The 18,872-nt window shown below is 33.4% G+C and carries 17 protein-coding genes; 15 read left to right on the top strand and 2 right to left on the bottom strand.

The genetic code is table 11. The features are described from left to right. Window positions 1-170: 170 nt before the first annotated feature. From NCC77_RS08580 to NCC77_RS08510, 15 genes are all read left to right on the top strand, one after another. Window positions 171-2,390, top strand: coding sequence for an NADP-dependent isocitrate dehydrogenase (locus tag NCC77_RS08580; RefSeq protein ID WP_250835203.1), 2,220 nt, complete (start codon window positions 171-173; stop codon window positions 2,388-2,390). A gap of 143 nt (window positions 2,391-2,533) precedes the next feature. After that, the gene (locus tag NCC77_RS08575) at window positions 2,534-4,915 is read left to right on the top strand and encodes a TonB-dependent receptor (protein WP_250835202.1); all 2,382 of its coding nucleotides are present in this window, start codon (window positions 2,534-2,536) and stop codon (window positions 4,913-4,915) included. A gap of 31 nt (window positions 4,916-4,946) precedes the next feature. Next, the gene (locus tag NCC77_RS08570) at window positions 4,947-5,768 is read left to right on the top strand and encodes a DUF4249 domain-containing protein (protein WP_250835201.1); all 822 of its coding nucleotides are present in this window, start codon (window positions 4,947-4,949) and stop codon (window positions 5,766-5,768) included. A gap of 2 nt (window positions 5,769-5,770) precedes the next feature. Continuing rightward, complete coding sequence (locus tag NCC77_RS08565) at window positions 5,771-6,253, top strand: GyrI-like domain-containing protein (RefSeq protein WP_250835200.1); 483 nt, start codon at window positions 5,771-5,773, stop codon at window positions 6,251-6,253. Between the two features lie 22 nt (window positions 6,254-6,275). Beyond that, complete coding sequence (locus NCC77_RS08560; protein ID WP_250835199.1) at window positions 6,276-6,854, top strand: hypothetical protein; 579 nt, start codon at window positions 6,276-6,278, stop codon at window positions 6,852-6,854. Between the two features lie 13 nt (window positions 6,855-6,867). Beyond that, entirely contained in the window at window positions 6,868-7,314 is a 447-nt protein-coding gene (locus NCC77_RS08555; protein WP_250835198.1) for a DinB family protein, read from the top strand. Between the two features lie 110 nt (window positions 7,315-7,424). Then, window positions 7,425-8,087 (top strand): thiamine diphosphokinase, encoded by a 663-nt coding sequence (locus tag NCC77_RS08550; protein ID WP_095931363.1) that lies wholly within the window; start codon window positions 7,425-7,427, stop codon window positions 8,085-8,087. Window positions 8,088-8,300: 213 nt separating this feature from the next. Further along, window positions 8,301-9,251 carry a 23S rRNA (adenine(1618)-N(6))-methyltransferase RlmF gene (gene rlmF / locus NCC77_RS08545; protein WP_250835197.1) on the top strand — a complete coding sequence of 317 codons (951 nt, stop codon included), beginning with the start codon at window positions 8,301-8,303 and terminating at the stop codon, window positions 9,249-9,251. Between the two features lie 80 nt (window positions 9,252-9,331). Further along, entirely contained in the window at window positions 9,332-9,568 is a 237-nt protein-coding gene (locus tag NCC77_RS08540) for a uroporphyrinogen decarboxylase (RefSeq protein ID WP_111365373.1), read from the top strand. A gap of 82 nt (window positions 9,569-9,650) precedes the next feature. After that, window positions 9,651-10,592 (top strand): alpha/beta fold hydrolase, encoded by a 942-nt coding sequence (locus NCC77_RS08535; RefSeq protein WP_250835196.1) that lies wholly within the window; start codon window positions 9,651-9,653, stop codon window positions 10,590-10,592. A gap of 156 nt (window positions 10,593-10,748) precedes the next feature. Next, the gene (uvrB, locus tag NCC77_RS08530; RefSeq protein WP_250835195.1) at window positions 10,749-12,740 is read left to right on the top strand and encodes an excinuclease ABC subunit UvrB; all 1,992 of its coding nucleotides are present in this window, start codon (window positions 10,749-10,751) and stop codon (window positions 12,738-12,740) included. A gap of 115 nt (window positions 12,741-12,855) precedes the next feature. Further along, a complete protein-coding gene (locus tag NCC77_RS08525) occupies window positions 12,856-14,085 on the top strand; it encodes a hypothetical protein (protein WP_250835194.1) in 1,230 nt (409 codons plus the stop codon). Window positions 14,086-14,126: 41 nt separating this feature from the next. Beyond that, window positions 14,127-15,137: a dipeptide epimerase gene (locus NCC77_RS08520; RefSeq protein WP_250835193.1), complete on the top strand. Its 1,011-nt coding sequence runs from the start codon at window positions 14,127-14,129 to the stop codon at window positions 15,135-15,137. A 1-nt stretch (window position 15,138) separates the two neighbouring features. Next, window positions 15,139-16,173, top strand: coding sequence for an aminotransferase class I/II-fold pyridoxal phosphate-dependent enzyme (locus NCC77_RS08515; protein WP_250835192.1), 1,035 nt, complete (start codon window positions 15,139-15,141; stop codon window positions 16,171-16,173). Window positions 16,174-16,269: 96 nt separating this feature from the next. Continuing rightward, window positions 16,270-16,737 (top strand): DUF1456 family protein, encoded by a 468-nt coding sequence (locus NCC77_RS08510; RefSeq protein ID WP_250835191.1) that lies wholly within the window; start codon window positions 16,270-16,272, stop codon window positions 16,735-16,737. A 307-nt stretch (window positions 16,738-17,044) separates the two neighbouring features. Here NCC77_RS08510 and NCC77_RS08505 read toward each other — a convergent pair whose 3' ends face one another. Then, window positions 17,045-17,758: a LytR/AlgR family response regulator transcription factor gene (locus tag NCC77_RS08505; RefSeq protein WP_250835190.1), complete on the bottom strand. Its 714-nt coding sequence runs from the start codon at window positions 17,756-17,758 to the stop codon at window positions 17,045-17,047. Between the two features lie 3 nt (window positions 17,759-17,761). After that, window positions 17,762-18,802: a sensor histidine kinase gene (locus tag NCC77_RS08500; RefSeq protein ID WP_250835189.1), complete on the bottom strand. Its 1,041-nt coding sequence runs from the start codon at window positions 18,800-18,802 to the stop codon at window positions 17,762-17,764. Window positions 18,803-18,872 lie beyond the last annotated feature (70 nt).

The raw sequence follows: 18,872 nt of genomic DNA, 5'->3' as shown, positions 1-18,872 counted from the left end.
CGATTTAGCAATTTAACGAGCTCGAAATAACAATCTGTTAATTTCGTCTTTTCTCATCAAAACTCAACCGTTTTCGTTGTGATTTTATTATATTTGCTCCGCTCATTTTGAGCCGAATATATCTTTTACATCGTTAACTCCTGACGATACGATTATAAAAAAAAAAGAAAATGAATAAATCAAAAATTTTTTACACCTTAACTGATGAGGCGCCGTTATTGGCAACTTACTCTTTGTTACCAATTGTTCAAGCTTTTACAGCAACAGCTGGAATTGAAATCGAAACCAGAGATATTTCGCTGGCAGGAAGAATTTTATCAAACTTCCCAGATTCTTTGACAGATGCTCAAAAAACTGGAGATGCTTTGGCAGAATTAGGTCAATTAGCAACTCAGCCAGAAGCAAACATTATCAAATTACCAAACATTTCAGCATCTGTACCGCAATTAAAAGCGGCTATTGCTGAATTACAATCGCACGGATACAACGTACCAAATTTCCCAGAAGATCCACAAAACGATGCTGAAAAGGAAATTAAAGCTAAATATGCAAAAGTATTAGGTTCTGCTGTTAACCCAGTTTTACGTGAAGGAAACTCTGATCGTAGAGCTCCAAGAGCAGTTAAAAACTTTGCAAAAGCAAACCCGCACTCTATGGGTGCTTGGTCTGCTGACTCAAAAACTAAAGTGGCTTCTATGTCAGGCGGTGATTTTTACGGAAGTGAAAAATCATTGACTGTAAATGAAGCTAATGATGTAAAAATCGAATTTGTTGCTAAAGACGGAACTGCAACTGTTCTTAAAGCAAGTACTCCATTAAAAGCTGGAGAAATTATTGATAGCTCTGTTTTAAGCGTAAGCAAATTAAAAGCTTTTGCTGCTGATGTAATTGCTGAAGCTAAAGCTGCAGGAGTTTTACTTTCTGTACACTTAAAAGCTACAATGATGAAAGTTTCTGATCCAATTATCTTTGGCGCTATCGTTGAAGTATATTTTGCAGATGTTTTCAAAAAATACGCTTCTTTATTTGCTGAATTAAACGTTGATACAAGAAACGGTTTAGGCGATATCTACGCTAAAATTGCTGGAAGACCTGAGCAAGCAGAAGTTGAAGCTGCTATTGATCAGGCAATCGCAAACGGACCAGCTTTGGCAATGGTAAATTCTGATAAAGGAATTACAAACTTACACGTTCCATCTGACGTAATTGTTGATGCTTCTATGCCAGCAATGATCCGTACTTCTGGACAAATGTGGAACAAAGAAGGTAAAGCACAAGATACATTTGCGGTTATTCCAGATAGATCTTACGCTGGTGTTTATACTGCAACTATCGATTTCTGTAAAAAACATGGTGCTTTTGACCCAAAAACAATGGGAAGTGTTCCTAACGTTGGATTAATGGCTCAAAAAGCGGAAGAATACGGATCTCACGATAAAACTTTCCAAATTAAAGGTGACGGTGTTGTACGTGTGGTTGACCAAAACGGAAATGTTTTAATGGAGCAAAATGTTGAAGCTAATGACATTTTCAGAATGTGTCAGGCAAAAGACGCTCCTATTCAAGACTGGGTTAAATTGGCTGTAAACAGAGCTCGTTTATCTAGCACTCCTGCTGTTTTTTGGTTAGACGAAAACAGAGCACACGATAGAGAATTGATCGTAAAAGTTCAAAAATACCTTAAAGACTACGATACTACAAACCTAGATATCCGCATTTTAAACCCAATTGCTGCTACAGAATTTACTTTAGACAGAATCATCAAAGGTTTAGATACTATCTCTGTAACTGGAAACGTTTTACGTGACTACTTAACAGATTTATTCCCAATTTTAGAATTAGGAACTTCTGCTAAAATGTTATCTATCGTTCCGTTAATGAATGGTGGTGGATTGTTCGAAACTGGTGCTGGAGGTTCTGCTCCTAAACACGTTGAGCAATTTACAGAAGAAGGATACTTACGTTGGGATTCATTAGGAGAATTTTTAGCTCTTGGCGCTTCTTTAGAGCATTTAGGACAAACTTTAGACAACTCTAAAGCAATTGTTTTATCTGAAACTTTAGATCAAGCTAATGATAAATTCTTAGCAAACGATAAATCTCCAGCTCGTAAAGTGGGTCAAATTGATAACCGTGGTTCTCACTTCTATTTAGCTTTCTATTGGGCTCAAGCTTTGGCTGCTCAAACTAAAGATGCTGAATTGCAAGCTATCTTTACTCCAATTGCTGCTGAATTTGAAGCTAACGAAGCTAAAATCGATGCAGAATTAATTGGCGCTCAAGGAAAAGCTCAGAACATTGGAGGGTACTACCAACCAACTCCTGAGTTAGTAAGCAAAGCAATGCGCCCTAGTGAAACTTTCAACGCTATTGTTGCTAAAATCAAATAATTCAGAATACATCTGTATTTCGAAATAAACAAAAAGGACAACCCGCAAAGGTTGTCCTTTTTTTATCTTAACTTATGTTTAACAAAAGTTCCGTAAGAATATTTAGTAAGAATTCATTATCTATGTAAATCAAAATCAATATAATGATTACAAAAAATACCTGCACATTTCTTCTTTTCATTTTAACGGTCTTCACCTCATTTGCGCAGGAAAAATTTACGCTAAGCGGAACTATTAGCGACAGTAAAAACAACGAAACTTTAATTGGAGTTAATATCTTTATTCCATCTTTAAAAATTGGAACCACAACCAACGAATACGGCTTTTATTCTCTTTCTGCACCAAAAGGCGAATATGAAATCGAAATTAGCTATGTTGGCTATCAAACCATTCAAAAAAATATTGTTTTAGATCAGAATATAAAAAGCAATTTCTCGATCAAAGAAGGTGGCGAAGAACTGCAGGAAGTCATCATTACGGAAAACAAAAGCAAAGCAAATATCAAATCGCCAGAAATGAGCGTGAACAAACTCTCCATTTCGACCATAAAAAAAATGCCTGTTGTTTTAGGAGAAGTAGACGTCTTGAAATCTATTTTATTACTTCCAGGCGTTACCAATGCAGGCGAAGGAGCTTCCGGATTTAATGTGCGCGGAGGCGGTGCAGATCAAAATCTTATTCTTTTAGATGAAGCGACTATTTTTAATTCGTCTCACGTTTTCGGATTCTTTTCTGTTTTTAATCCTGATGCGATTAAAGATTTAAAACTGTATAAAGGTGGAATTCCGGCACGCTATGGCGGAAGAGCTTCTTCTGTTTTAGAAATTTATCAAAAAGACGGGAGCAGTAAAGATTTTCATATGAATGGCGGAATCGGATTAATTTCGAGCCGTTTACTGGCAGAAGGCCCAATCGTAAAAGACAAAGGTTCTTTCTTAATTGGCGGAAGAGCTTCTTACGCGCATCTTTTTCTTAAACTTTCTGAAGACAACAAAGACAATGCTGCTTATTTTTATGATTTAAATACCAAATTAAACTATAAACTCAACGATAATAACAGTTTGTATTTATCTGGTTATTTTGGACGAGACGTTTTCAGACTAAATAAAAGTTTTACCAATACGTACGGAAATTCGACTTTAAATCTGAGATGGAATCATTTGTATTCTGATAAATTATTCTCCAATCTATCCTTAATTTACAGCGATTACTATTACGGATTGGATCTTGATTTTGTAGGTTTCAATTGGGATTCAGGAATCAAAAACTACAACATCAAATACGATTTCAAACATTATCTTTCAGACAAATTAAAACTGAATTATGGCGTTAACGGAATTTATTACAACTTCAATCCAGGAACCATAAAGCCAACTGGAGAAGATTCTGGTATTAATCCAGATCAATTAGACAGAAAATATGCTTTTGAGCCTTCTATTTATTTAGATGCCGAAAGTCAGATTTCTAAAAGACTTACCGTCGCTTACGGTTTACGCTACAGCTTATTTTACAGATTAGGCGCTTCTACTATTAATTACTACGATAACAATGAAGCCGTACTTTTTAATACCGACATGCAGATTTACGAAAAAGGCACGCCAACTTCAACACAATATTTTGGCAAAAACAAAGTCATTAAGAGTTACAACAATCTTGAACCACGCTTTTCTATTTCGTACCAATTAAACGAAGAACAAGCTCTAAAAGCGAGTTACAATAGAATGGCGCAATATCTTCAATTAATTTCTAATACTTCATCTCCTACTCCGCTAGATGTTTGGATGCCGAGCGATAATTACATTAAACCTCAACTTGCAGATCAGGTGGCGTTAGGTTATTTTAGAAATATTTATAATGATGCATATTCTCTAGAAGTAGAAACCTATTACAAAAAAATACAAAACAGACTGGATTATATAGACGGAGCCGATTTAATTGCCAACAATGCCATCGAACAGGTCATTTTAAATGGTCAGATGCGCTCATATGGTTTAGAATTGATGATAAAGAAAAACAAAGGCCGATTTAATGGCTGGATTTCGTACACACTCTCAAGATCGGAACAACAGACTCCAGGAAGAACTCCAGAAGAAATTGGCATTAACGATGGCAAATGGTATGCATCTGCTTATGACAAAACACATAATTTAGCGATTACATCTGCATACAATTTAAACGAAAAATGGTCATTTGGTGCTAACTTTGCATTGCAGTCAGGACAGCCAGTAACATATCCGAATGGACAATATCAATATCTAGGCATTATAGTTCCAAGTTATGGTTTACGAAACGAAAACCGACTTCCTTCTTATAATCATTTGGATATTTCTGCAACTTTAACGCCGCGCAACAACAAAAATAGAAACTGGAAAGGCGAATGGGTTTTCAGTATTTACAATCTTTATAATCGAATGAATGCCGCTTCAATCAACTTTAGGCAAAATGTCGATACAGGAGCAAATGAAGCAGTGAGATTATCCATTTTCGGAATTGTTCCTGCGGTAAGTTATAATTTCAAATTCTAAAAAAAACAGTTCAAAAACTAAAAATAAGCATATGAGAAAATTAGTTTTTTTAATCGTATTTTTTACATCATTGTTTTTCACTAGTTGTGAAGAAGTACTTGATGTTGACTTAGATACCGCTCCTCCAAAACTGGTGATTGAAGCCGCTATAACGTGGGAAAAGGGCACTACTGGAAAACAACAAGTTATCAGATTAACATCGACAACAGGCTATTTTGAGGATGTAATTCCTGCAGTATCAAATGCGGTGGTTTATGTGACAAATAGCAAAAATCAGAAATTTAATTTTGTTGAATTTAATAATACAGGGCGTTATATCTGTCCTAATTTCAGACCTGAAATTAATGAAGAATATACTTTAACCGTTATCGACAAAGGAAACACTTATACAGCATCTGAAGTTTTAAAATCGGTAGCGCCAATTACCCGAATCGAACAAAAAAATAACAGCGGTTTTACAGGAGAAGATATCGAAATAAAAGCTTATTTTACAGATCCTGCAGAGGAAGACAATTTTTATTTATTTAAATATGTTTATTCGAATAAAGTAACTTCAAATTATTATGTTTCTGAAGATAAATTCTATCAAGGAAATGAAATTTTCAGCAGCGCCATTGATGAAGATTTAAAAGCAGGAGATGAAGTCGAGGTAACGCATTACGGGATTTCTAAGCAATATTATAATTACATGAACATCTTGGTAAGTATAGCGGGAAGTAATGTTGGAGGTCCATTTCAATCGCCGCCAGCAACCGTAAAAGGAAACATCATCAATACAACAGACAAAAATAATTATCCGCTTGGGTATTTCTCTCTAAGCGAAACCAGTACACGGAAATACAAAATTGAGTAATTATGCTACCCATCATCAAAAAATTAACCGAGAAAAAACTCGTTGGACATTCTATCGAAATGTCATTTATCGAGAATAAAACTTTTCAATTATGGAGTGGTTTTATGTCCAATCGAAAAGAAATAAAAAATGCTATTGATGCCAATTTATATTCTTTAGAAGTGTATGCAGAAAACCATTTTGATAATTTTGATCCTAATGACAGTTTCCATAAATGGGCCGCAGTAGAAGTTTCAGATTATCAAACTATTCCAGAAGGAATGAAAACTTTAATTGTTCCAGATGGTTTATATGCGGTTTTTCTTCATTTGGGCCCAGCAACAGAAGCTCATAAAACATATCATTACATTTTTGCAGAATGGCTTCCAAATTCGGAATACACGGTAGATGACAGACCGCATTTTGCCGTAATGGATCATAAATACAAAAAAGACGACCCAACTTCTGAAGAAGAAATCTGGATACCGATAAAAAATAGAAATTAATCGCTCGAAATTTGTTGTTGATATGAATTACAAAAATTATTCTGACAAAGATCTTGAGGAAGCTTATAATACTATGGTTGATTACTCTGGAAAAGCTAGTAAGGAAATACTTTTAGAAATAAATAACAGAGGAGGAATTGATGTTTTTCTATCTACTTTGGAATCCAATAAAATTAATAAAAAAGAAATACAAAGAATAACAAAGGAAGTGTATGATTTGAGTAATGATTATTCTGATTTGGACTTCATAAAACAATTTGTAAAATCAGACATACTGGATTCCATTGAATTAAACAATTTAATCGATTCTAAATTTAATGAACATCAAGAAATTTTAAAAGATAGAGAAATTAATCAAAAAACAATTTACGGAAGTCTAGCCGGAATGAGTTTAGGAATTATAATCAGTTTACTTTTCTATATTCTGATTATTAATCTTTTAGGAAAATTTATATATTATCCTATTATAGCTGTATATTTCATTTGTTATCGAAGCATTAAGTTCATAACCAAACAAACAAGAGACAATACATTTGTGTTTCTAACATCACTGGCAGGAACAATACTGACATTGATTTGCCTTTTCTTTATTTACCGTTAATTCAAATACAAAAATGTCAATACAAACTTTAAAGACACTGTTCAACAGAGATTTAAACAAACTAAAATTTGAAATCGAATCTTACGAATTCGAAAAACAAATTTGGGTAATAGATAAAAACATCTCCAATTCAGCTGGAAATTTATGCCTGCATTTAATTGGTAATCTAAATACTTACATTGGCGCAGAAATAGGCAAAACCGGTTATGTGCGAAATCGTCCCTTAGAGTTTTCTTTAAAAGATATTCCAAGACCTGAATTGATTTCTAAAATCGAAGACACGATTGAAGTGATCAATAAAAGCTTGGATTCCTTAACTGAAAAAGATTTAGAACAGATTTATGCGCAGATTGTTTTTGAAAAAGAAATGACAACAGGCTTTTTCTTAATTCATCTTTCAACCCATTTAGCCTATCATTTAGGACAAATCAATTACCACAGAAGACTTCTTGATTTTTAATTTTTACCACAGGTAAGAATTAATCCTTTTAATCTGTGAAATCTGTGGCAAAAAACCAGAAATCTAAAATTCTAAGCTGTACTTTTACATCACATTCAAAAAAAACGCTTATGTCATCACACCATATAGTTCGCGACGATCAAGAACCGGCTTTAATAATTGCAAATGGCGCAGCCTGCGATCCCGAATTATTAGGACAATTATTAGAATGGTCGCCACTGGTTATCGTTTTAGATTCGGCTATTGAAAGAGTGATTGAATTAGGCATAAAGGTAGATGTTCTTTTAGGTGATTTTGACCGAGGATTTGATCCTGAAATTTATAAAACTTCGCAATTTCCAATCGAAATCGTTCATACGCCAGATCAAGATAAAACAGATCTAGAAAAGGCTTTTGATTATCTTATCGAAAGAAAAATTCCTGCCGTAAATGTGGTTTGGGCAACCGGAAAACGCGCCGATCATACGATTACAAACCTTACACAAATTGTTCGTTATAGAAATTTACTCAAAATTGTAATCTTAGACGATCATTCAAAAATATTTTTACTTCCAACAAAATTTGAGAAATGGTATACCGCTAAAACACCAATTTCACTTATTCCAATTGGTGTTGTAAACGGAATTTCGTCAGCCAATTTAAAATACGAATTAAACAACGATACACTTACAATGGGCTACAGAACCGGAAGCAGTAATTCTGTCGAAAAAGATGGCATTGTAACCATTACACATCTTGAAGGCGATTTGCTTTTAATGGAGTGTTTTGATTAGAAGCATTAGAGAATGAAAAGTCCCAGAGGGACGAAATATTTATAGATCAAAATATCGTGCTCTAATTGAAGCCCCAGCGGGGCGACACACTACGCATATGTCGCTCCGCTGGAGCTTTTTATTTAATCTTAAATTGACTGGCTATAAATATTAAGCTCCTCTGGAGCTTTCTTAAAAAAAGGAATATCTATCTTTGCTCTGAAATCAAGAAAAATGAAAGCAGAAAACAATTCACAAAAAGACAATTTACACCCAAGAAATCTTCATCGAAACCGATATGATTTTGAAAAACTGATTTCAAATTGCCCAGAATTGAAAGCTTTTATTTCTGTAAACAAATACGGAATCGAAACTATTGATTTCAGCAATCCTTCTGCTGTAAAAACATTAAACAAGGCTTTACTGAAAACCTATTACGGCATTCAAAACTGGGATATTCCTAAAAACTATCTTTGCCCGCCAATTCCAGGGCGTGCCGATTATATTCATTATATCGCCGATCTGTTGGCAGAAAGCAACAATAATCAAATTCCAGAAACTTCGCATGTTTTAGGATTAGATATCGGTACCGGCTCAAATTTAATCTATCCGATATTAGGGAATTCCATTTATAACTGGAGTTTTGTCGGAACAGATATTGACAAAAAAGCAATCGAAAATTGCAGTAAAATTATCCAGGCTAATCCAGAATTAATCGATTCTATCAGTTTGCAACAACAGACTGAACCCCGATTTATTTTTAAAAATATTATCACGCCCGAAGACCGTTTTACATTCACGATGTGTAATCCGCCTTTTCATGCCTCTGCTGAGGAAGCGAATAAAAGTACTTCCCGAAAAGTTTCTAATTTAAATCCGAAAGAAAAAAGAAATACAAATCCCATTTTGAATTTTGGCGGACAAAATGCCGAATTATGGTGCAACGGTGGGGAAATAGGATTCATCACGCAAATGATTTACGAAAGCGCTAAATATCCTTCGCAAGTTTTATGGTTCACAACTTTAGTTTCTAAAAAAGAAAATCTTTCTTCAATCTACAAAATCTTGAAAAAAGTAAATGCCGTTTCTGTCCAAACAATCGAAATGTCACAAGGACAAAAAAATAGCCGAATTGTGGCTTGGAGTTTTTTTGAAACCCCAAAATCACAAAAACAATTCTTTTAAAATACTGATTTCCAAAACAAAACCTTGATTTTATAATTAGCTTTTGCTACATTTATTGTAAACTATTTAAAATCAAGATCATGGCAGAATATATTGGTTATCTCGCGTCTGTGTTTATCGTTGGAGGCTTTTTGCTAAAAAACCTCAGAGCAATCCGATTTATTAATATGTTTGGCTGTATCTGTTTTGTCATTTACGGCATTTTTTTAAATGATTACAGAGATTTCAACCAATGGCTTTGGCCTGTAATTATTCCAAACGCCATTTTAGCTTTTGTACAGATTTATTATTTGACCTCCAAAAACGATAAATCTTAAAATTATGATATTTTAAAATAAAATTCTGATACCCTTTTCACCTACTCTAATCGTAACTTTAAGCTGAAAATTGAATTTTATTATGATATTAAAAATATATTCCCGCTTAGCAATTGTACTTTTTTTAGTGACAAGTTGTGCTTCAAAAAAAGTAAAATTTGACGATTACGTTTTTAAAAACAAAGCCGAAGAGACAAAATATCAAACTGCTTACGACAAAGCTTTAAAACTTTGGAACATTCCATACACTGAAGAAGACGTAAAAACAAGTTTTGGAACGGCGCACATTGTAATCGCAGGGCCACGGAACGGGAAAAGCCTAGTCTTACTTCACGGAATGGACGCCAGTTCTACTATGTGGTACCCAAATATTAAAGTTCTAGCCAAAAATCATCGCATTTACGCCATCGATTTTATCATGGAGCCTAACAAATCTAATTTAACTGCAAAACCGCTTTCATCTGATGATATTGTTGTTTTTTATAATGAAATTTTCGATCATTATAAATTAAAGAAATTGGATCTAATCGGCGCTTCACGAGGCGGCTGGATTGCTACATTATTAGCAACTCAAAAACCAAATTCAATAGATAAAATTGTTTTATTAAGTCCTGCACAGACTTTTAAATTTCTTGACAAACCTAGAAAAACAACTTCCGCATTAATGCTGAAACTTTTTCCGAGCGAAAAGAAATTCAGTAAAACATTAAACACCTTTTCAACTCATCCAGAAAACATAAGCCGTATTTACAAAAGACAGTTTTATTTGGCTAATAAATATGCAAAATCCAATTCTAGCATGCTTAAAATGATGCCTTTTTCAGATAAAGAATTAGAATCTATTCAAAATCCTGTTTTGGTCTTAATTGGAGATAAAGACGTTATTAATTCTGAAGAAAGTCTAGAAAGGGCGAAGAAACATTTGCCAAAAAGCGAAACTAGAATCATCAAAGACGCAGGACATTTTCTAACTATTGATCAGCCCAAGATTGTAAATGACGCTGTTATTAGTTTTTTAGATTAAGCGTTTTTTTGTCACACATTTTTACAAATAAACTTTGCATTTACATTGGTTTCATAAACAAAATTAGTGCAAATTAGTACAATTCGGGACAGACTTTAAACTACTTACTTACACAAACTTCGTATCTTTACAAAACCAAATTTTCAGTATACGCAAATGAAATTTCAAGTTTCTTCAGAATATAGTCCAAAAGGAGATCAGCCACAAGCCATACAAAAATTGGCGCAAGGCGTGGTTGACGGAGATAAATACCAAACATTATTAGGAGTTACCGGTTCCGGAAAAACGTTTACTGTTGCCAATGTTATCCAGGAAGTGCAAAGACCTACTTTGGTTTTGGCGCACAACAAAACTTTAGCAGCGCAATTGTATTCGGAGTTCAAACAGTTTTTTCCAAACAATGCGGTGGAGTACTTCGTTTCTTATTACGACTATTATCAGCCAGAAGCTTTTATGCCCGTAACGGGAGTTTTCATTGAAAAAGATTTATCTATCAATGAAGAATTGGAGAAAATGCGTTTAAGCACCACTTCTTCCCTACTTTCAGGAAGACGTGACGTTTTGGTTGTAGCTTCTGTTTCTTGTCTATATGGTATCGGAAACCCTGTTGAATTTCAGAAAAACGTAATTGAGATTAAACGTGATCAGGTTATTTCGAGAACAAAATTATTGCATAGTTTAGTTCAGAGTTTATATGCCAGAACTGAAGCCGATTTTAATCCTGGAACTTTCAGAATTAAAGGAGACACAGTCGAAGTTTATCCAAGTTATGCAGATGATGCGTATCGAATTCATTTTTTTGGAGATGAAATTGAAGAAATCGAAGCATTTGATGCGAAAACTTCTCAGGTAATAGAAAAATTCCAAAGATTAACGATTTATCCTGCCAATATGTTTGTGACTTCTCCAGAGGTTTTGCAAGGTGCAATTTGGCAAATTCAGCAGGATTTGGTGAAACAAGTTGATTATTTTAAAGAAATTGGAAAACATCTTGAAGCGAAACGTTTGGAAGAAAGAACCAATTTCGATTTAGAAATGATTCGCGAATTAGGTTATTGTTCTGGAATTGAAAATTACTCGAGATATCTTGACGGACGTGAAGCAGGAACAAGACCTTTCTGCTTGTTAGATTATTTTCCAAGTGATTATTTAATGGTTGTTGATGAGAGTCACGTAACCGTTTCGCAAGTTCACGCCATGTACGGAGGCGACCGAAGCCGAAAAGAAAACTTGGTTGAATATGGTTTCCGTCTTCCTGCAGCAATGGACAATCGACCTTTGAAATTTGAAGAATTTGAAGCGTTGCAAAACCAGGTGATTTATGTTTCTGCAACTCCTGCAGATTACGAATTGCAAAAATCGGATGGTATTTATGTCGAGCAGATTATTCGCCCGACCGGATTATTAGATCCCGAAATTGAAGTTCGTCCAAGCTTAAATCAGATTGATGACTTGATTGAAGAAATTCAGGTTCGCTGTGAATTAGACGAAAGAGTTCTTGTTACGACTTTGACCAAAAGAATGGCCGAAGAATTGGCCAAATACCTAACAAAAGTAAGCATTCGATGCCGCTACATACATTCTGAAGTTGATACTTTAGAACGTATCGAAATCATGCAAGACTTGCGAAAAGGTATTTTTGATGTTCTTATTGGAGTAAACTTACTTCGTGAAGGTTTAGATTTACCAGAGGTTTCTCTCGTTGCCATTTTAGATGCCGACAAAGAAGGTTTCTTGCGTAACCATAGATCTTTAACACAAACTATTGGTCGTGCAGCGAGAAACTTAAATGGTAAAGCAATTATGTATGCTGATAAAATTACAGCGAGCATGCAGCGAACAATTGACGAAACCAATTACAGAAGAACCAAACAGATTAATTACAACGTAGAAAATAATATAACTCCTCAAGCTCTAAACAAGAAAATCGAAAGCGCTTTCACCAAAAACCCATTGGTAGAATATGAATTAGGTCATCCAATTCCTGTTGCTGCTGAGCCAGAAACGGCCTATTTATCTAAAGCTGAACTGGAAAAAATGATTCGCGAAAAGCGTAAAACAATGGAAAAAGCCGCAAAAGAACTAGACTTTTTGCAAGCCGCAAAGCTTCGTGACGAAATTAAAAAATTACAGGAACAGCTGCCTTAAAAAAACTTTATTTCAAAACAATTAAACCCATAATAAAGAAATTCATTTTTTAAAAATTAACCAATCTAATCTTTTTAAAATTCATTAGATTTATCAAAAATTTTTAAATTCTAGAATGAAATATTATATACTCTTTTTTGTTTTTTTAATTTTTAGCCGCGTATCAACAGCACAATCAAATAAAAGTGATTTTTGGAATGAAGAATTAGAAAATTCATCCGACATTATAAAACCTAATACTCTTTCGACTCATCCATTTGGGATATTTATATCAAGATTAAACCATAATTTCAACGTTCGCTCGACTGAAAAATATTCGTTCGCATTTGAAGTTTCAAGTGGAAACGTGGTACTTCCTTATGTAAAATCATATGAATTGACTGATCCTAATGACCGCGAAATTTCCAAAAACCAGCCTTGGCATTCGCGCGAATTTTCATTTGATTTAGATAAAGTGCCATCCAAAATTAAAGAATTTGAGGCCGATGGCGTTATTCGATCGTATCGCTTTAATTTTACGTTACCGCTTACAGTTAATCACGAATTGAGTTTCAGCCTTCGAGCTAACTCGCTTGATCGGGGTAAATATCCGTATTCTATTTTTACTTCAGATGAATCAATCGAATGGTTTCATCGCAATATTGCTGGCGGAAAAGATCCATTTTCTAGATATCATTATGGTATAAACCAAGCTGGAATCGCTTATAAAGATGAGAATAATAAGGTCTTAACAATGGATAACAACGACTTTCTAATTTCCGGGCTTGATATAAATTATACGTATTACCCTAAACTAGAAATGAATGAAAAACATCATATTTACTTAAATTTTGGCGCTCAGCTGGGTATTAATACTTCAAAATATAATCCTGCTTCAGATTTCGGAATTTCTTCTTCCATCTTAAAAAAAATGATCATTAAGGATAAAAACATTTTAAGTTTTGGATTAAGTTTAGGCGTTTTACGTCAGCATATTTTTGAATATGGAGATGGCGTAAATCTTAGCAATCAAGATTTTTTATGCAGTTTTGAAGGTCTTATTAATTACAAAGTAAAACTTAAAAACAACAATCGCATTTCATACGGCATCAATTATAATTTCCAGAATTCTTACAACAAGAAAAAAGATATGGATTATATTGTTCTAACAGGCCAAAGAATAAATACGCACTGGCAAAAGACCATATCTCATTTATATGAAGATTTAGAAGGATGGAGTGCAATTTGTACTTATTCTACGAAGCGATTTTCTTATTTTGTGTATCTTCGAGAAGATTTAAATCTAGATAATGCACCAGATTTACAAACGGGCATTGGCATAAAAATGTCAATCAAAAAGAGTTAGAATTCTATTTTTTAAACAGAAACACAAAACAAGGATTAGCCATGAAACTAATTTTAAGAGAATACAATCTAAAACTAAAACACACTTTTACGATTTCTAGAGAATCTATAGATTTTCAGCCTTCCTTAATTGTAGAATTGCAAAGTGATGGTTTTTCTGGTTTTGGAGAAGCTACTTCAAATCCATATTATCATATTACGGTTCCAATGATGATCGCTGATTTGGAGAAAATCAGATCGATTATTGAAAACACAGAAAATGAAACGCCAGAAGTATTTTGGTCAAAAATTCATCCGTATTTAAAAGAGGATATGTTTGCTTTATGCGCTTTAGATTTAGCTTATAATGATTTGTATGCGCGCAAAAAAGGAAAGAAATTATACGAATTATGGAATTACAAAACCGATCATAATCCGTTGACTGATTATACGATTGGAATTGATACGATTGAAAAAATGGTTTTTAAAATGCAAGAACTGCCTTGGCCTATTTATAAAATTAAATTGGGAACAAAGGAAGATATTGCTATTGTAAAAGAACTTAGAAAACATACCAATGCCATTTTTAGAATTGATGCCAATTGTGGATGGACGGTAGACGAAACCATCAATAATGCCATCGAATTAAAAAAATTGGGTGTTGAATTTCTAGAACAGCCTATGAAGGCAGATAATTGGGAAGGCCACAAAGAAGTCTTTAAACATTCTGTCCTTCCTGTAATTGCTGATGAAAGCTGTATTATTGAAGAAGATGTGGCGAAATGTTTCAACCATTTTCATGGTGTAAATGTAAAACTCGTAAAATGCGGCGGACTAACCCCAGGAAAACGCATGATCGAAGAAGCCAAAAAACTAGGTTTAAAAACAATGGTGGGCTGTATGACCGAATCTACTGTTGGAATTTCTGCTATTGCACATTTGCTTCCTCAATTGGATTATGTTGATATGGACGGCGCCTTACTTTTGTCTGAAGACATTGCAACCGGTGTGACAATTGAAGACGGTGTAGTCAATTATTCAAATCTTAACGGAACAGGAGTTACATTGCTGTAAAATGATAGTCGAAAAATTTCCAGATCGAATTATTGAAATTGACCAAAAACAGTATCTGTATTTTGGAGGAACTGCCTATTTGGGACTTCCAACAAACAAGAAATTTCAAGATTTAGTAGTTCAGAACATTTTAAAATGGGGAACAACTTACGGAAGTTCGAGAACTGCAAACATTAAATTGAGCGCTTATACTGCTGGCGAAAATTTTTTATTTCAACATATTGGTTCTGAAGATGCTGTAACCGTTTCTTCTGGAATGTTGGCTGGAAAATTGGTTCTAGAAAAATTGAAAAAGCAAACCGATTGCTTTTATCATTTAAACGAAATTCATTCGGCTATTCAAATTGAGAATAGTTTTCCTGTTTTTATAAATGAAAAATTGAATGAGCGCTTATTAGATAGCAAATCAGAAAAAATAACCATTTTGACCGATGGCGTTCCTTCCTTCCAAACCAAACCTGTTGATTTATCTTTCTTAAAACAGATTTCAAATCATAAAGAAATTACCTTGGTTGTTGATGAATCGCATTCGTTGGGAATTATTGGCAAAAATGGTTCTGGAATTTATGCTTCAATTGAATTTCCAATTAAAAGAAAAATCTTGGTTTCGTCTCTAGGAAAAGCTTTCGGATTGACAGGCGGAGTGATTGCTTCAGATTCGGAATTCATCAAAGAAATAAAAGAAATTGAAACTTTTACAAGCGCCGCAGGAATGAATCCTGCTTTTGTACAAACACTCTTTGATGCTTCTGAAATTTATAAAATACAGCATCAAAAACTGAAAGATAATTTGAGTTATATCGATTCTATTTTAATTAAAAACAGCAATATACTATTTGATAAAAATTATCCTTTAATTTATCTTTTATCGAATGAATTAGTTGAAAAACTAAAAGAAGAAAAAATCATTATTGCGAGTTTTAGATATACAAAAGAATCCGAACCCTTAAATCGAATTGTCATTACAGCCAATCATCTCGAAGAAGACTTAGATAAAATTGTAAACGTTTTAAATGATTTTAATTCTCGTTTTTAATCATTTTAAAAAACTACCTTTGCAAAAAGTAAATAATGAGTTTTAGATTCAAGTAAAGATTTGAAAACTTGAAACTTTAAACATGAAACAAAAATTATGACAAATAACGATATACTTAAAAAACTTCGCGTGGCTTTGATGCTCCGTGATGACCAAATAATTGAAATTTTAGAATTAGTAGATTTTAGAATTTCAAAATCAGAATTGGGCGCTTTTTTTAGAGCAGAAGATCATCCAAATTACATGGAATGTGGCGATCAGGTTTTAAGAAACTTCTTAAACGGATTGGTTATTCATTTAAGAGGAACTAAAGAAAATCCTAAAAATCCTAATGATGTTTTAGCAAAACATAAATCTGAAATTCCGAAGAAGGAAACTTCTAAAGAAAGACCAGAATTTAAAGCTGCTCCAAAAGATTCAGAAAAATATAGAGGAGATCAAAGTTCTTCAAAGTCAGGTTCATCAGCTGGAAAGCCTAAAAAGAAAGCATTTCCGAAAGGAAATGGAAAACCAGTTGTGGTAGAAAAAGTGGTTTTCAAAAACGGCAATAAGAAAAAATCGTAATTGACGATTTTAACCGCTAAGAACGCTAAGATTTACGCAAAGTTCGCAAAGTTTTATTCACAAAGCTTTGCGAACTTTTCGTTTGAAAAAAAATCTAATTACGGTCTGACTCTCAAATATACCCAGCGGTTTCAATCGCTGAAACGCCCAGAAATACATTTTGTGAGATACGTTGCGTCCCCGTGGTTGAAACCACGGGCTATGCTGAAATAAAACTCTTAAAATTTTATTGATTTAGCTTAGCGAACTTTGCGTTTGTATTCTCAATCCTAAGTAAAAAATCCTTACGCACTTTGCGGTTAAAAATCTATATCTTATTCTCTTCTATTTTATCAAAAAAAGCATCTTTAAAAGTAGCTCCAATTGGCAATTCTTTTCCATTTATAAAAACCGAAAAATTATCTGTCGATTCTATATGCTGCAATGAAACCACATACGATTTATGTATTTGAATAAAATCTTTTTCTGGTAATGATTCAATAACATTTTTTAATGACGAATGTGTGATAATCTGCTGCTTTACAGTATGAATGCAAACATAATTCTGTAAACTTTCTACATACAAAACTTCGTTCAAAAAAACTTTCTGAAATTTATTTTTCCCATCTGTTTTTATAAATAAAAAATCTGGCGCAGTGTTATTATTGGTGCTCGAAACTTCCATTTTCGGTTCAGAATTTAGTTTAGAAACAGCTTGATAAAAACGTTCGAATGCAATTGGTTTTAATAAATAATCGACTGCATTTAATTCAAATCCTTCTAAAGCAAAATCTGGATAAGCCGTTGTAAAAATGACTTTTATATCTTTAGAAATAATTTTAGAAATCTGTAAACCTGTCAATTGAGGCATTTGAATATCTAGAAAAATAACATCTACAGATTGTGAGTTTAGAAATTCTAATGCTTTTAGCGAATCATTAAAAACGCCAACCTTCTCCAGAAAATTCACTTTGCCGATGTAATTTTCCAATATTCGAGTTGCAGGCGGTTCGTCGTCGACAATTATGCATTTAAAAGCCATAAATTATTTCTTTAGCGGTATTTTTAAGTAAGTTTTAAAGGTATTATTTTCTTCTGTTTTTTCCAGAATAAATTGGCCTTTATAGGTGTATTCCAATCTTTTTGTCAAATTATCAAAACCAATTCCCGTTGAAGAATAATTTTCTCCTTCAATGAAATAATTGAAAGTTGAAATTTCTAGAAAATCGTCCTTTATTCGAATAGAAATAATGGCTTTTTCTTCTTCATTATTAAATTTTCCATGCTTGAAAACATTCTCAACAAAGTGAACCAAAGCCGACGAAATGATTTTTTCGTTTGAATAATTTCCCTCAACCGAAAAATCTAAAAACAACTGATCTTCAAATCTTTTCTTTTGCAAATGAATATAGTTTTGAATGAATTGAATTTCTTTTGAAAGTATCGCTTCATCTTTGTCTGTTTCTGTAATAACATATCGAAGTAAATCAGAAAGAACCAAAATATCATCAGCCATTTCATCTTCTTTTAAAACCAACTGGCTATAAAAAGAATTCAGTGTATTAAACAAAAAATGCGGGCTAACTTGTGCTTTAAGCATTTGAAACTCTGCTTTTTTATTCTCCAGAAGCAATTCCTGATTTTGATGTTGCGTAGTATGAAACTGCCAAAACAAAAAAGTCAATGCACTTAAAAGTACAGCTGGCAATCCGAAGAAAAAATTGTCTTTTATATAATAACCTATTTCTCTGGCTTCTTCATAGTAGTTGTGCATTCCGGTAATATTAAACATAACAACTTCTTGCAAAAAATAGCGAACAGCCGCAAAAAGCAATAGCGAAACTGGAATTGTCAGAATATAAAAAAGTAATTTCTTCCTGTTTAAAAACCATTCGCAGAAGCAATAAAAATTGAGAATGTAAATACAAAATATTGATAACAAATGAGTTGGTGTAATTCCATAACATATTGCTTTGATTACAATTTCTATTTTTTGATCATTAAGTCCAATATCCCAGAAAATGTACGTTAGAAATAATAATAAGAAAAAGACAATGTGATAGTAAAAAGGGATTCTTGATTTCATAGTTTTATGATAATTGGCTCAAAAATACAATTAAGCCTTTAATCGAAAATGACATTTATTTAAAACATGC

The sequence above is a fragment of the Flavobacterium tyrosinilyticum genome (assembly GCF_023656565.1).
Taxonomy (GTDB): domain Bacteria; phylum Bacteroidota; class Bacteroidia; order Flavobacteriales; family Flavobacteriaceae; genus Flavobacterium; species Flavobacterium tyrosinilyticum.
This window is presented reverse-complemented; position numbering and strand designations above follow the sequence as displayed.